At 43.8% G+C, this 15,815-nt stretch carries 11 protein-coding genes; 7 read left to right on the top strand and 4 right to left on the bottom strand.

All coding sequences use genetic code 11. The features are described from left to right. Positions 1 to 178: 178 nt before the first annotated feature. A complete protein-coding gene (purL, locus tag B0X70_RS16920) occupies positions 179 to 4,066 on the top strand; it encodes a phosphoribosylformylglycinamidine synthase (RefSeq protein WP_217469904.1) in 3,888 nt (1,295 codons plus the stop codon). A 283-nt stretch (positions 4,067 to 4,349) separates the two neighbouring features. Here purL and B0X70_RS16915 read toward each other — a convergent pair whose 3' ends face one another. From B0X70_RS16915 to B0X70_RS16905, 3 genes are all read right to left on the bottom strand, one after another. Next, positions 4,350 to 4,751, bottom strand: coding sequence for a type II TA system antitoxin MqsA family protein (locus B0X70_RS16915; protein ID WP_217469903.1), 402 nt, complete (start codon positions 4,749 to 4,751; stop codon positions 4,350 to 4,352). Between the two features lie 90 nt (positions 4,752 to 4,841). Next, entirely contained in the window at positions 4,842 to 5,441 is a 600-nt protein-coding gene (locus B0X70_RS16910) for a short chain dehydrogenase (protein ID WP_110091887.1), read from the bottom strand. Positions 5,442 to 6,218: 777 nt separating this feature from the next. After that, positions 6,219 to 6,452, bottom strand: a complete 234-nt coding sequence (locus B0X70_RS16905; RefSeq protein WP_036810443.1) for a hypothetical protein — start codon at positions 6,450 to 6,452, stop codon at positions 6,219 to 6,221. Between the two features lie 185 nt (positions 6,453 to 6,637). On the opposite strand from B0X70_RS16905, the gene B0X70_RS16900 reads away from it, so the two are divergent. The 5 genes from B0X70_RS16900 to glnB all read left to right on the top strand — a co-directional run bounded on the left by B0X70_RS16900 (position 6,638) and on the right by glnB (position 12,300). Beyond that, on the top strand, positions 6,638 to 8,077 hold the full coding sequence (locus B0X70_RS16900; RefSeq protein WP_036810439.1) for a sensor histidine kinase: 1,440 nt from the start codon (positions 6,638 to 6,640) through the stop codon (positions 8,075 to 8,077). 3 nt (positions 8,078 to 8,080) lie between these two features. Further along, positions 8,081 to 8,923 carry a two-component system QseEF-associated lipoprotein QseG gene (qseG, locus tag B0X70_RS16895; RefSeq protein WP_036810437.1) on the top strand — a complete coding sequence of 281 codons (843 nt, stop codon included), beginning with the start codon at positions 8,081 to 8,083 and terminating at the stop codon, positions 8,921 to 8,923. Further along, positions 8,920 to 10,257: a two-component system response regulator GlrR gene (glrR, locus tag B0X70_RS16890; protein ID WP_217469902.1), complete on the top strand. Its 1,338-nt coding sequence runs from the start codon at positions 8,920 to 8,922 to the stop codon at positions 10,255 to 10,257. The genes qseG and glrR overlap by 4 nt, the downstream gene beginning before the upstream one ends. A 66-nt stretch (positions 10,258 to 10,323) precedes the next feature. Further along, entirely contained in the window at positions 10,324 to 11,946 is a 1,623-nt protein-coding gene (locus tag B0X70_RS16885; RefSeq protein ID WP_217469901.1) for an NAD+ synthase, read from the top strand. A gap of 15 nt (positions 11,947 to 11,961) precedes the next feature. Next, positions 11,962 to 12,300 carry a nitrogen regulatory protein P-II gene (glnB, locus tag B0X70_RS16880; RefSeq protein WP_011147501.1) on the top strand — a complete coding sequence of 113 codons (339 nt, stop codon included), beginning with the start codon at positions 11,962 to 11,964 and terminating at the stop codon, positions 12,298 to 12,300. A 536-nt stretch (positions 12,301 to 12,836) separates the two neighbouring features. On the opposite strand, the gene B0X70_RS16875 is transcribed toward glnB, so the two are convergent. Further along, entirely contained in the window at positions 12,837 to 13,127 is a 291-nt protein-coding gene (locus tag B0X70_RS16875) for a hypothetical protein (protein WP_036777751.1), read from the bottom strand. 657 nt (positions 13,128 to 13,784) lie between these two features. On the opposite strand from B0X70_RS16875, the gene B0X70_RS16870 reads away from it, so the two are divergent. Beyond that, positions 13,785 to 15,815, top strand: coding sequence for a type VI secretion system Vgr family protein (locus tag B0X70_RS16870; RefSeq protein WP_217469900.1), 2,031 nt, complete (start codon positions 13,785 to 13,787; stop codon positions 15,813 to 15,815).

Below are 15,815 nucleotides of genomic sequence, written 5' to 3'. Positions count from 1 at the left end.
GAACAAAAACCGGCTGTGCAACCTAATTGATACTATTTACATGACTTGGACAAAGGATAATTGGCGGTAATAATCGTCACGCAAACGGTTTCGTCATGGATGACAATCCTCTATAATGCACTCATTTCCCCTTAGGCATCTATTAAGCTTTGCTTCTAAGATGAGAGAATTGATTACTATGAAAATTCTACGTGGTTCACCTGCTTTATCTGCATTTCGTATCACTAAACTCCTTTCTGTGTGTCAAGAACAGCAACTTCCGGTCAATGATATTTATGCGGAATATGTTCATTTTGCAGAGATTAATGCACCTTTGAGTGATGTTGATTCAGCAAAGTTACAACAGTTACTGAAATATGGACCTTCGCTGGCTGAACATGAACCCCAAGGTACGTTACTGTTAGTGACGCCTCGTCCAGGAACGATTTCCCCGTGGTCTTCCAAAGCAACCGATATTGCTCACAATTGTGGTCTGTCCCAGGTTGTGCGTCTGGAGCGTGGCCTGGCTTATTACATCCAAAGTGGTGAAATGAGTGATGCACAGTGGCAAATATTGTCATCACTGTTGCATGATCGGATGATGGAAACGGTCTTTACTCAATTGGAACAGGCGGAAAAATTGTTTTCTCGTCAACAACCTGTTCCGTTAAAACGCATTGATATTCTGCAAGCAGGACGCGGCGCGTTGGAGCAAGCCAATACGGAGCTTGGATTGGCGTTGGCTTCGGATGAAATTGATTATCTGATGGAGGCTTTCCAGAAATTAGGGCGCAATCCAACAGATGTTGAACTTTATATGTTTGCTCAGGCTAACTCTGAACATTGCCGCCATAAAATCTTTAATGCTGACTGGATTATTGATGGTGAGGCACAGTCAAAATCATTGTTCAAAATGATTAAAAACACCTATGAGCAGACACCTGATTATGTTCTGTCAGCCTATAAAGATAACGCTGCTGTGATGGAGGGATCTTCTGTCGGCCGTTTCTTTGCCAGTGCGGAAAACGGTTCATATGATTACCATCAGGAGCAGGCCCATATTCTGATGAAAGTGGAAACGCATAATCACCCGACTGCGATTTCTCCTTGGCCGGGCGCATCGACAGGTTCTGGCGGCGAAATCCGCGATGAAGGGGCGACCGGGCGTGGCGCTAAGCCAAAAGCGGGTCTGGTGGGATTCTCGGTATCTAATCTGCGGATACCGGGTTTTGAACAGCCGTGGGAAGAGGATTTCGGTAAACCGGAACGCATTGTTAGCGCCTTGGATATTATGATGGAAGGCCCTTTAGGGGGCGCGGCATTTAATAATGAATTTGGTCGCCCGGCGTTGTTGGGTTATTTCCGTACCTATGAAGAAAAAGTCAACAGTCATAACGGCAGAGAATTACGTGGTTATCACAAACCCATCATGCTGGCCGGTGGGATCGGTAATATCCGAGATGAACATGTCAAAAAAGGTGAAATTTCTGTTGGCGCAAAACTAATTGTGCTCGGTGGCCCGTCCATGAACATTGGTTTAGGTGGGGGGGCTGCATCTTCTATGGCGTCGGGGCAATCCGATGCTGATCTGGATTTTGCTTCTGTTCAACGGGATAACCCGGAAATGGAGCGCCGTTGTCAGGAAGTGATCGATCGCTGTTGGCAGTTAGGTGAAAACAACCCGATTCTGTTCATTCATGATGTTGGTGCTGGTGGGCTTTCCAATGCCATGCCTGAGCTGGTCAGTGACGGTGGTCGCGGTGGACGGTTTGAGCTGCGCAAAATTCTTAATGATGAGCCGGGGATGAGTCCGCTGGAAGTCTGGTGTAACGAATCACAAGAGCGTTACGTACTGGCGGTCGCGCCGGAACAACTTCCGCTGTTTGAAGAGATTTGTCGGCGTGAGCGTGCGCCTTATGCCATTATCGGCGAGGCAACAGAAGAACGTCATTTACTGCTTAATGATGAACACTTTGATAACCAGCCAATCGATATGCCTCTGGATGTACTGCTAGGTAAAACGCCAAAAATGTTGCGTAATGTCAGTACATTAAAAGCCGGAGGCAAAAGCCTTGAACGCCGGGATATCGATCTGGCAGAAGCCGTTAAGCGCATTATGCATTTGCCGGCGGTGGCGGAAAAAACCTTCCTGATAACGATAGGCGATCGCTCTGTCACTGGCATGGTTTCCCGTGATCAAATGGTGGGTCCGTGGCAGATCCCGGTTGCGGACTGCGCTGTCACCACCGCCAGCCTTGATAGTTACTATGGCGAAGCGATGTCTATGGGGGAACGTGCGCCGGTCGCTTTGTTGGATTTTGCTGCTTCTGCCCGTATGGCTGTCGGTGAAGCTTTGACCAATATCGCTTCTGCTTATGTTCAGGATTTAAAGCGCATTAAACTTTCAGCGAACTGGATGTCCGCTGCGGGTCATCCTGGCGAGGATGCCGGTTTGTATGCGGCGGTTAAAGCAGTGGGTGAGGAGTTATGTCCTGTGCTAGGGCTGACTATTCCGGTGGGTAAAGATTCCATGTCGATGAAAACCCGCTGGCATGAACAAGGTGAAGAGCGTGAGATAACGGCGCCTTTGTCGCTGGTGATTACCGCTTTTGCCAGAGTGGAAGATGTACGTCGTACAGTAACGCCGGAGCTTTCCACCGATGAAGATAATGCATTGTTATTAATCGATCTGGGGCAAGGAAAAAACACACTGGGCGGTACCGCATTAGCACAAGTTTACCGTCAACTGGGTAATAAAACCGCGGATGTACGTAGTGCTGAGCAATTGGCTGGTTTCTTCAATGCGATTCAGCAACTGATTGCGGAACAAAAATTACTGGCTTATCACGATCGCTCTGATGGTGGTTTATTGGTCACGTTGGCTGAAATGGCTTTTGCCGGGCATTGTGGTATTGAAGCTGATATCAGTGTGTTTGATGAAGATATTCTGGCTGCGCTCTTTACAGAAGAGTTGGGCGCTGTAGTTCAGATTCGAGCATCGGATAGAGGATTTGTTGAAAGCGTTTTGGCAGAACAGGGTCTGGCCGATTGCGTACATTATCTGGGGAAAGCCAAAGCAGGTGATGATTTTGTTATTTTTAGTGGCAACACTGAAGTATATCGCCAGAATCGCAGTACTTTGCGTTTATGGTGGGCAGAAACCACATGGCAAATGCAGCGTCTGCGCGATAACCCGGAGTGTGCAGATCAGGAACATCAGGCTAAACAGGATAATCAAGACCCTGGACTGAATGTAAAACTGACCTTTGATATTTCAGAAGATATTGCAGCGCCTTACATTTTGCAGCAGGTAAGGCCGAAAGTGGCTGTACTGCGTGAACAGGGCGTTAACTCCCATGTTGAAATGGCCGCGGCGTTCCACCGAGCAGGCTTTGAGGCGATTGATGTTCATATGAGTGATTTGTTGTCTGGACGTATTGGATTGAGCCAATTCCAGACACTGGTTGCTTGTGGCGGCTTCTCATATGGTGACGTATTGGGGGCAGGTGAAGGCTGGGCGAAATCAATTCTGTTTAATGAGCTTGTTCGTGATGAATTTGCCGCTTTCTTTGCACGGCCTGATACGTTGTCGTTGGGTGTTTGCAATGGTTGCCAGATGATGTCTAACTTGCGGGAGTTAATCCCAGGCGCTGAACATTGGCCGCGTTTTGTACGTAATCGTTCAGAGCGCTTTGAAGCGCGATTCAGTTTAGTGGAAGTGGCTGACAGCCCGTCACTGTTTTTGCAAGATATGGCAGGTTCTCGTATGCCGATTGTGGTTTCTCATGGGGAAGGGCAAGTGGAATTCCGTGATAGACAGCATCTTGAGATGCTTGAAAGTAACCGGTTAGTGGCTTTACGTTATGTAAACAACTATGGTCAGGTTACGGAAAACTATCCGGCTAACCCAAATGGTTCAGTGAATGGCATTACCGCAGTTACCAGCATTGATGGTCGGGCAACTGTGATGATGCCGCATCCAGAAAGGGTATCTCGCACGGTAAATAACTCCTGGCATCCGAATGAGTGGAGCGAAGATGGCCCGTGGATGCGACTTTTCCGTAATGCTCGTAAGCAGTTAGGATAAGTACTGCGGTGTAAGTAAATTGTGTCAGCCGGTTTTTTCCGGCTGATAGCGTTCATTGGCTTCATTGTGATTCTTTGTTTCGTAACTGACGTGAGATCGCAATTGAAGCCATTTTTTTATTTGTTTTAGCATTCCATACATAGGGTATATATTGAGCGTATGGAAATGCGCTGGTTTTGTCGAATGCGAAGTTGATAGATAAACCGATTTCGATTTCAGTCGTGTTGTTTGAGGATAGACCTATTAATAAGAAGTTGGAGTCCAATAGAACGAATAGGAAGAATCACATCATCCTGACCTCAGAGAGTAAATCGGGGTGACGATCCAACACTTTAAGCAACTTCACCAAAGCTAGAGATGGCTTGGTCTTGCCGTTTTTATAGCGCGAGAAAGCATTGATACCACCGCCGAAAATTTCAGAAGCTTCCCGCTGATCAAGCGCGAGCTTCTTACGTACTCTGGCAATGAACTTAGGATCGACTATGGCCGCATTGACTTGCTTCGAGAATGTCTGCATTTCGCACATGACGCGTTCTGATTCCACTGCATCCAAAATAGATTCGGCGCAGGCAGGGCAGAGGTCGCCTGTTACCGCAGAAATGATTATGGTTTCGCTCTTGTAAGTATAGGGCAGATCGCGGGTGTCATGGATAAGTTCCGCTGCACCGCAAACAGGGCATTTCATGTTCATAGCTCCTATTCATAACTCTTTGAAGGACACGATCAGCACGTCATCAATATTTTAGGTTTATATATTTGTGTTATTTTCTCTGAATTAATAAACTTCGTAGTTTTGGCCGGTTTGAGCGCCATCGACACTTTTTCTAAAAGCAAGTGCTACACGGCTAGCAGGAACAGCGTTAAATCCTGGGAAAAATTCACCATATTTATCCAATGATTCCTGTAAGACATTAGGGCTAACACTGTTTATACGAATTCCCCTTGGCATTTCAATTGCCGCAGATTTTACAAATGCCTTAATACCGCCATTTGCCATCGCTGCTGATGCTCCTTGAATAATAGGGTCATCCATCATAATTCCAGTTGTTAAAGTAAAACTTCCGCCATCGTTAATATAGTCCATCCCTAACAGTACTAAGTTAATTTGGCCTTTGAGTTTACTGTTTATTCCTATCTCATTTAACTCTGGAGTTAATTCTGAGATTGGTCCAAAATGTGCGCTACCTGTTGCACAGACTACAGCATCAACCTTTCCAGTTTTTTCATACATACTCTTAATACTATCAACGGAAGTGATATCAACTACAACGTCTAAGCCATTCCTTCCGGCACGAATGACTTCGTGATTTTTTTCTAATTCTTCCGAGATTGCTTTTCCTATTGTACCGCTTGCTCCAATAACAATTACTTTCATTTCTATTACCTTTTTCTACATTAATGAAATTTTTGTGACTACATCGTTGCATGATGGATATTACTTTTAACTCGATTATGCTGAACTGATACAAAAAAGAGTGAGCAGAAATTGCATACCATTTTGTTAGTCATTGTTGATCGAATTCCAATAGGCTATTTTGTAGTTCATCAGGTGATATTAAAGGCCATTTGTTCTTGCTGCATCTCAAATTGAGTAGGATATTGAACCATATATAGCGATTCCCTGTTTTGGGTTTGGTGCATAATTTTCTCTCGAATAGAGACTTTTTACTTCTATCTACGATGGTACATTATTGGCTGATAAAGGCCAGATATTAGGCAAATAAATATACCCGTCATCTTTCAAGTTGCCTCTTTGTTGGCTGCACTCACTCACCCCGGTCACATAGTTACCTATGCTCCCGGGGATTCGCTCCCTTGCCGTCGCGATCCATCTTGAAATCCATAGGGTATATATAGGCCATTGACATGATAGCAATGCTGGTAATTCAAATGTGAAAGCCTTATATCGGTGAATTCCCAGGCGTTTAGATGCCCAATTGTTCTATTGTCTCAATTACCCGACAAACATGCGTTATGAATGTCTCAAAAAGGAGACATTTAATTATTTGATTTTAATCTATTTTTATTTGCATGATTTTGAGTGTCTTTAATTGGCGACAGAAAATAAATTTTGCTCATATCGGAAAAGAAGCTGTTTAGTTGCTGAAACGTAACATTTAATTTTTTCTAAAGTAAAAACAGTTGGTTATGATTATTTTTTTAATGTTGGCATGGAATCTGCATTAAGCTGGCACAGTTGCTCATTCAACTTCTTATGTCGGCCCACATTAGGTGGAGAGATGCCACATAAACCATCGAATGATGCCAAAGTAAGGTGCCTACCGTCCAACTCAGTGATATCGCTTTCGGGCCTTATCAAGCATCGGGCGACACGTGGAGTGAGGCACCAACCTATGTCTGACTGTTGTAGATAAACAGCGGGCATGCGTTATCCTCACTGGCGGGATAGTAGCGAAAACTATTATCCCGCCGTCATCGCTCAGGTGTTTACCTGCCCCTTTGTACTGTTTGCGCCTTACACTGATTTTCAGTCACAGCAGAATTTATCAGCCGATGGGTTTTTCTATCCGCCCTTTGTCGGTTAGCATTGGTGTACTGACAGGTTACGAGATGATTTCCTTGAAAAAATGGCGTTTATTTCCGCGCTCATTGCGCCAATTAGTTGTCATGGCCTTCTGGCTGGTGTTATTGCCGCTGTTGGTTCTGGCTTATCAGGCTTACCAGAGTCTTGATCAACTCAGTGAGCAAGCGGCTGATATAAATCGTACCACGCTAGCGGATGCACGCCGCAGTGAGGCTATGACAGGTATTGCGTTGGAGATGGAGCGCAGTTATCGCCAATATTGTGTGTTAGGGGATAAGACGCTGGAAAACCTCTACCAAAGGCAATATCAGCAATACTTTAAGATGCTGAAAGATCAGATGGCGATACTTGATGATCAACAGCATATTAAGACGCTTAACAGCTTATTATCGCAATTGACAAAAATCAGTTGCTTCAATAGCGAACCTACCCAACCTGCCGCTCAATTACTTGAGCAATTCTCCAATGCTAATAGTCAAATGGTACAGGCTACCCGTGATATTATTTTCAGCCGGGGAGAACAGCTACAGAGAGATATTGCTGAAAAAGGACAATTTTTTGGCTGGCAGAGTCTTATTTTATTTCTACTGAGTGCGTTATTGGTCGCGTTATTTACTCGCATGATTATCGGGCCGGTTAAAGGGATTGAACGCATGATTAACCGATTGGGAGAAGGGCAATCATTAGGCGTTCGCATAGATTCTTTTCAGGGGCCGCGAGAACTCCGTTCTCTGGCGCAACGGATTGTCTGGCTCAGTGAACGCCTGGCTTGGTTAGAATCACAACGCCATGAGTTTTTACGTCATATTTCTCATGAACTGAAAACACCGCTGGCAAGTATGCGGGAAGGGACAGAATTACTGGCTGATGAAGTGGCAGGGCCATTAACGGCTGATCAGCAAGAAGTGGTTGCTATTCTTGATAATAGTAGTAAACATTTACAACAATTGATCGAGCAATTACTGGATTATAACCGTAAGCTGGCAGATGGCCCGACGGAGCAACAGCAGGTTTCTCTGCGGGAAATTGTTAATGAAGTGGTTTTATCACACAGTTTACCTGCGAGATCGAAGAATATTCAGACGGAAATTCAGCTTGATGCTGATATTTTATGGGCAGAGCCTACGCTATTAATGCGGGTTATTGATAATCTCTACTCTAATGCGGTGCACTATGGCGCTGAATCCGGTAACATCTGGGTTTCAAGTCGTCAGATTGGCAAATATGTTCAAATTAATGTTGCTAATACCGGCACGCCCATTCCTGAATCAGAACGTAGTATGATTTTTGAACCGTTCTATCAGGGAACGCTCCAGCGCAAAGGTGCAGTGAAAGGCAGCGGTCTTGGGTTAAGTATTGCGCAGGATTGTATTAAGCGTATGGGGGGCGAACTGATATTGATTCAGAGCGAATTTGCTGACGTCTGTTTTCGTATTAAATTGCCATTAACTGCTGAGAATGAATAAATAATGCATAACAGGTCTACTTACCGTTTTGTACAAAAGACGGATCGGCAGAATATTGCAGTACAACCTGGGAAAAACATGTTGGTTGCCAGATTGTTATTACCACGAGTTTCAATTTGGGGTTTTAGCATGATTTTGCTGATCTTCATCGTTTTTTTATTGGCGGGTTGCGTCAAAAATCCGGTTAATAATAATTTAACGGCAGTGACGCAAATGGTAATACCAGAGCAACGGGTAACGGATTACCGTATTGTAGAATGTGAGTTAATGTGGGATTTAGAGACGCCGCCATCGATTGAGAATGCGCTTTACTGGCTGAGATTGATGGGCTGTTCAGATCGCCTGACATCAGCTAAAGCGCGTAATATGGCGAAATACACTCTTCCGGTCACTTGGGATATGGCTTTTAAACAAAGTATTTTACTTAATAGCGCCGGGCCTACGTTGTCTGAACGTCGGAAAATGGTTGAAAATTTCAACAAATACAGGTTGAAATTCCCAGACTCGTTGCGACCGTTATTACAGTTATGGCGCGAACAGCAGGTTCAGCAAATTGCAGTGGCTGAGGAGCGGGCAAGATTCCAAAAATTACAGGCCGATACGGATAATAAACTTGATCGTCTGCGAGAAAGTCGCGCACGGTTGGAATTTGAGCTACAAGAAACTTCTCGTAAACTGGAAAACCTGACAGATATTGAGCGTCAGCTCTCTTCCCGTAAGCAAAATCAAGGGAGTGTTGGATCAGGCAATTCGGATAAACATGCTGAAACGCCAGCGACGACATTACCTGGCAAAAACAGTACGCCAAATAATACCTCTGAATCAGATAAAGGAGCCGCACCATGACAGCGCGTAAGCCAGCCCATCTTCTTCTGGTTGATGACGATCCTGGTTTGTTGAAATTGTTGGGAATGCGTCTTACTAGTGAAGGTTTTCGTGTCACAACCGCGGAAAGTGGCGCTGAAGCGTTGAGACTGTTAACTAAAGAAAAAGTTGATTTGGTGATCAGTGACCTGCGTATGGATGAAATGGATGGTATGGCGCTGTTCGCTGAAATCCAGAAGCAACAACCGGGCATGCCGGTGATTATTCTGACAGCTCATGGCTCAATTCCAGAGGCAGTGGCGGCCACTCAACAGGGGGTCTTTAGTTTTCTGACTAAACCGGTTGATCGGGATGCGCTTTATAAAGCGATTGATGGCGCATTGGCGTTGTCTACGCCCGCTAGTGATGAGCAGTGGCGGGAGCAGATAGTTACCCGCAGTCCTGTGATGTTGCGCTTGTTGGAGCAGGCGCGAATGGTCGCTCAATCTGATGTCAGTGTACTGATAAACGGTCAGAGTGGCACCGGGAAGGAAGTGTTAGCCCTGGCAATTCACCGCGCCAGTCCGCGAGCGAAAAAACCATTTATCGCGATTAATTGTGGCGCTTTGCCAGAACAACTCCTTGAGTCAGAACTGTTTGGTCATGCTAAAGGCGCATTTACCGGTGCGGTCAGTAGCCGTGAAGGGCTATTCCTTACTGCGCAGGGAGGAACGCTGTTTCTTGATGAAATCGGTGATATGCCGCTGGCTTTGCAGGTTAAATTATTGCGGGTATTGCAGGAACGTAAGATACGCCCGCTCGGAAGTAATCGTGATCTGGATATTGATGTACGGATTATCTCCGCGACGCACCGTGATTTACCGAAGGCAATGGCAAAAAATGAATTTCGCGAAGATCTCTATTACCGTCTAAATGTTGTGAACTTGAAAATTCCAGCTTTGAATGGTCGGGTTGAAGATATTCCTTTATTGGCGAATCATCTGTTGCGTGAATCAGCGAAACGCCATAAACCTTTTGTTCGTAGTTTCTCCGTTGATGCAATGAAATGTCTGATGGCGGCGAGTTGGCCTGGCAATGTGCGTCAGCTTGTTAATGTGATCGAACAGTGTGTTGCGCTAACTACTGCGCCGGTTATTAGTGAAGCCTTAGTTATGCAGGCACTGGAAGGGGAAAATACAGCGTTGCCCACTTTTGTGGAAGCCAGAAATCAGTTTGAACTGAATTATCTGCGTAAATTGCTACAAATGACCAAAGGGAATGTGACTCATGCGGCGCGTATGGCGGGACGTAACCGGACTGAATTCTACAAATTACTGGCGCGCCATGAATTGGATGCGAATGATTTTAAAGAATAACTTTTCTGCTGCTCAGGAAGTTTTTACACTGATATAAATATTGGTGGCTTGGGAGAGCTAAATTATATGAGCCGTACTCTTAATATTGCCCTTGCACAGCTTAATTGGATGATTGGCGACATTGAAGGCAACTGTGAACGTATGTTGCAGACAGTACAGGAACAACAGCAACAAAGTGCTGATTTGGTCATGTTTTCTGAACTGGCGATATCCGGTTATTCTCCAGAAGATCTATTATTCCGGGCTGATTTTCATCAGCGTTGCCGTGAGCAATTGGCACGTTTACAAGCTGCCAGTTGCCAAACTGCTATTTTAGTTGGTCATCCTTGGGAACAGGACGGAGAGATTTACAACGCACTTTCCTTATTCTGGCAAGGGAAAGTTTTGGCCCGTTATTTCAAACAACGGTTACCAAATTATGGTGTTTTTGATGAAAAACGCTATTTTAAAGCGGGCGATCAAAGCTGTGTTGTACCATTTAAGGGCTACAATCTCGGCTTATTGATTTGTGAAGATTTATGGTTTGATGAACCGATTGATGCCTTGAAACAGGCCGGTGCAAACTTAATTCTTTCTATCAACGCTTCTCCATATAATCGTGAAAAACCTTATATTCGTTATGAACTGATTAGAGAACATTGCCAACGTACAGATCTACCCATGATTTATCTTAATCAAGTTGGTGGCCAGGATGAGCTGATTTTCGATGGCTGTTCTAAAGTTTTTAATGCAAATGGTGAAGTGACTCATCGGTTAGCCGCATTTAATGAACAGATCCAGCAATGCCGCTTTAATGAATTAACGATTGAACCTATGGTTAATCCGGCGCCTGAATTACCGCCATTGCAGCAGGTATATCAGGCATTAGTCCTTTCAGTGCATGATTACGTTCGCAAAAATGGCTTTCAAGGCGTGTTATTAGGCTTATCTGGGGGAATTGACTCTGGTTTAACGCTGGCAATCGCTGTTGATGCATTGGGTAAAGATCATGTTCAGGCTGTTATGATGCCATTCCGCTATACATCTGAAATGAGTATAGAAGATGCTAAAGAACAAGCTGATATGTTGGGTGTTGAGTTTAATGTGGTATCGATCGAACCGATGTTTGATGCATTTATGGCACAATTTGAACCTCTGTTTGCGGGTACGGCCAAAGATACCACCGAAGAGAATTTACAGGCGCGTTGCCGTGCCGTTATTCTGATGGCGATGTCTAATAAACGCCATCGTCTCGTGCTGACGACCAGCAATAAGAGTGAATCAGCGGTGGGATATTCCACATTATATGGCGATATGGCGGGTGGTTTTAATGCGCTGAAAGATGTACCGAAAACATTGGTATTTGAATTAGCAAAATATCGTAATACCGTTTCGCCGGCGATACCTCAAAGAGTGATTGATCGTCCGCCATCGGCGGAATTGGCGCCTGGGCAGCTTGATCAGGACAGTTTACCGCCTTATGACATTCTGGATAATATTCTGGAAGGTTATGTGGAACAGGATAAATCGGTTGATGAGCTGGTGGCGGCGGGGTTTGATGAACAGATTGTGCGTAAAGTTGTTCGTTTAATCGATATTAACGAATATAAACGTCGTCAGGCGCCAGTGGGGCCGCGTATTACGCCTCGCAATTTTGGTAAAGACAGACGCTACCCGATTACCTCTGGTTTCGGCCGTAAAAACTGGTAACAACAGGAAAACTTCATGAAAAAGATTGATGCGATTATCAAACCTTTCAAGCTGGATGATGTGCGTGAAGCGCTGGCGGAAGTGGGTATCACCGGAATGACGGTAACAGAGGTGAAAGGTTTTGGGCGCCAGAAAGGACACACTGAGCTATATCGTGGTGCGGAATATATGGTGGATTTTCTGCCAAAAGTGAAAATAGAAATTGTCGTGCCAGATGATATTGTCGATACCTGTGTTGAAACCATTATGCAGACCGCACAAACTGGGAAAATCGGTGATGGTAAAATATTTGTATTTGACGTGGCGCGTGTTGTACGTATTCGCACTGGTGAGCAGGACGAAGAGGCGATTTAACTTAATTTAGATTTTTAGGGGGTGGTGACAGGTAGATATAAGGCACCACTCTCAATAAAAGTAGCCGGAATTCTTCGGTGACCGTTTAGACGGTCACCGATAATAGGTACATGGGATCATTTATAATCTTATATACTCAATTAAGGCGATGAACTACCTTACAAGTAAAGGTTCTATCACATACCCATTTTCTGTAACTCGATTTTCTCCGACAATAATCTTAGTGTCAGGTAAAATGAAATATGAATATATGATTTTAAGTCTTCTGACTGACATGATATAACCACGCCAATCGTCGACAACCCAAGAATCTCTATAACCTCCAGAAACTATAGTAAAATAATCGTCGGATACTTGGTACTGTGCTTGATCGGTGCTCCAGTAGTTAATTGCAACTTCAATTGTGTCACATTTCGTATTGTTGGTAACGTGAATCATGCCCATATTACAACTCCCTTACTATTTCAATCTGATTTCATTAAGATTTGACTTTATTAGGATGCCGTTTCGGGCTAGCAACATTAAATATAAATGAGCTAGCTTACAAATAAAGGTTTTATCACATACTCATTTTCTGTAACTCGATTTTCTCCGACAATAATCTTGGTGTCAGGTAAAATGAAATATGAAAATGTAATTCCTAGCCTTTTGACTGACATGATATAACCGCGCCAATCGTCAACAAACCAGGAAGCCCTAAAATATCCAGGACTGATATTAAAATAATCGTCGGACACTGTGAATCTTGCGTAATCAGTGCTCCAGTAGTTAATTGCAACTTCAATCGTATCATTTTTCATATTGTTGGTAACGTGAATAATGCCCATATTACAACCCCTCACTATTTTAATCTGATTTTATTAAGATTAGACTTATTAGGATGTTGTTTTGGACTAACAACATTAAGTATAGATGAGGAATTCTTATCTAATTTAATATTCTTTATCGTTTTTATTTCATAAAATAACTGATCACTATAATTAATGTTTGGAATAAATTATCAAAACAGTTTTTAATTTAAACTATCGGATGATTTATTACGGCTTGAAACTAGTTAAATCTTCTCAAACCGTAAATAGTGGTAAATAAGAATTGCGGGAAAACCTCTTGCCTGCTGAAAATATGTTTGATCATTTTTGCCTTGGCTTTCTGGACAGGTCATCATAAATATCATTACTATAAATTAAATACTGTTTCTATTCACTTCACTTTATTGGTTATTATCACCGTAATATTAAGTTGAAAATTTAAATCACCTTATGTGGGCCAAACATTCATAGTGAATAAATTGTTTATCATTACTTCTGTCCTCTGTCCTCTGCCTTCTGCCTTCTGCCTTCTGCCTTCTGCCTTCTGCTATTTCATCATATTTTCTTATGAATTCATTGCATGATTGATTAAAAAACATCATAATTGCTTCTTTTGTGATCATTTCGTTTAGGGATATATTGTGAGCTGACGATTCAACAGAGGTAATCATCGTTATGGTTAATAATTTTGATGTAGAACGAACAGGACTGGTTTTTACTCTCGTGGTTGGTAATCTTCCTGTGAAAACTTTTGCTGTGGTTGATTTTATGCTGGATGAAGCGTTGTCAACGCTATTCAGTTTGCACGTCACACTGACTTGTATCAAGCCGGACATTGATTTTGCGGAAGTTCTGGATAAATACGCCACATTGACCGTTTATCGTGACGGACAACCTGAGCGTTATATCACCGGGATTGTGACTCATTTTGTGCAGGAAACCGCGAACCGTTATCGTAGTGGTTATTCCTTGACTCTCCATCCTTCCTTGTGGCGTGCCGGATTGCGGGTTAACTCCCGTATTTTTCAGCATCAATCCGTCACCGATATTATTGATAGGCTATTGAAAGAAAATGGCGTTCGTCAATTCTCTTGTTGCTTGCGTTATGAACATCCCGTACGGGAGTTCTGTGTTCAGTACGATGAGAGTGATTTGGCTTTTTTACAGCGTCTGTTAGCTGATGAAGGGATCTTTTATTACTATTACTTTAATCAGGATAAGGGTGAGTCGACAATGGTTTTTGTCGACTCTTACGCTGAGAATGGCTCTCTTACACTGCCCTACAACCCAGAACTTGACGCCACAGGCAGTCAGTGTTGCGTCAGCCGGTTTCGTTGGGAAGAAAAAGTGGGCATCGCTGAAGTTTCGGTGAGAGATTACACATTTAAACATCCCCGGTGGTTTGCTGATTTTCAATTCCACGAAAATTACAGGTACATCGGCAATCAGCGTTCGGATTTACCTAGTTACTATTACTATGACTTTCCCGGACGTTATAAAGATAAGAATGGGCAGCGGATAAGTCAGTACCGGCTGGAGGCGTTGCGTAATGATGTTTTGCTCGGTAATGGGCATAGTGATAGTTTTGCTCTCTTACCGGGCAGGTGGTTTAAGCTTACCGATCATCCGAAAGAAAAATTTAATACTTCGTGGCAAATAATCCAAATTATTCACCAAGGCCATCAGCCTCAAGCGGATGAATCTCGTTTTGGCGGCAGAGGGACGACTTTGACGAACCATTTCACCTTTGGTAGCCCCAACCGGGTATGGCGTCCTTCGCCTTATCCCAAGCCACGTATTGATGGCTTGCAAATTGCCACAGTGGTGGGGCCGGAGGGAGAAGAAATATTTTGTGATGAATATGGACGAGTACGGGTGCAATTTGACTGGGACCGGTATGGCGAACTTAATGATCAGAGTTCTTGCTGGATAAGAGTTAGCCAATCTTGGGCTGGACACTGTTGGGGGATGATGACCATTCCGCGTGTTGGTCAGGAAGTCTTGGTTGATTTTCTGCATGGTGATCCTGACCAGCCGATTATTATTGGTCGTACCTATAATGCCATTAATCTCCCACCGAACCGTTTGCCGATGGCAAAAACGCAGATGGTAATCCGATCAAAAACCCATAAAGGGGAAGGGTTTAATGAACTGCGTTTTGATGATGATAAAGGCGGTGAGGAAATCTATATTCATGCTCAGAAGAACATGAAAACGGAGATTTTAAACGATGAAATGGTCAATATTGCACATAATCAGACTCATCATATTAGACATGACGCCCATTTACGTGTTGATAATGAATATCGTGTTCTGGCGCAGCATGATATTTCCGTTTCAACCGGACAAAAACTTCATATTAAAGCTGACGATGCGTTGTTGGTACAAAGTGGAAATGAAATTCACCTCAGTTCCGGGGCGAAGATAGTCATTGATGCTGGAAGTGAGCTCACCTTACAGGCTGCGGGGCATTTTATTAAAATTGACGTCGGCGGCATCAGCAGTAGTGCCGGGATCAATTTTGCCAGTGGAACACCGGGTACAGGTTCGGGGTGGGGAGGAAAACTGCCGGATATGCTGGATAAATTGGAACAGGTCAGTGCTGAAATATCCACTCCTGTTTCTCAAGAACCACTCAAAGAAATTTGTCTCAGTTGTTTGATGAAAGCTGAACTTGAAGAAGCAATAACCGTTATCCGGGGGTAA

This window comes from Photorhabdus akhurstii (genome assembly GCF_019090985.1).
Lineage (GTDB): Bacteria > Pseudomonadota > Gammaproteobacteria > Enterobacterales > Enterobacteriaceae > Photorhabdus > Photorhabdus akhurstii.
Note: the sequence above shows the minus strand (reverse complement) of the source record. Positions and strands in the feature narration are given on the sequence as shown.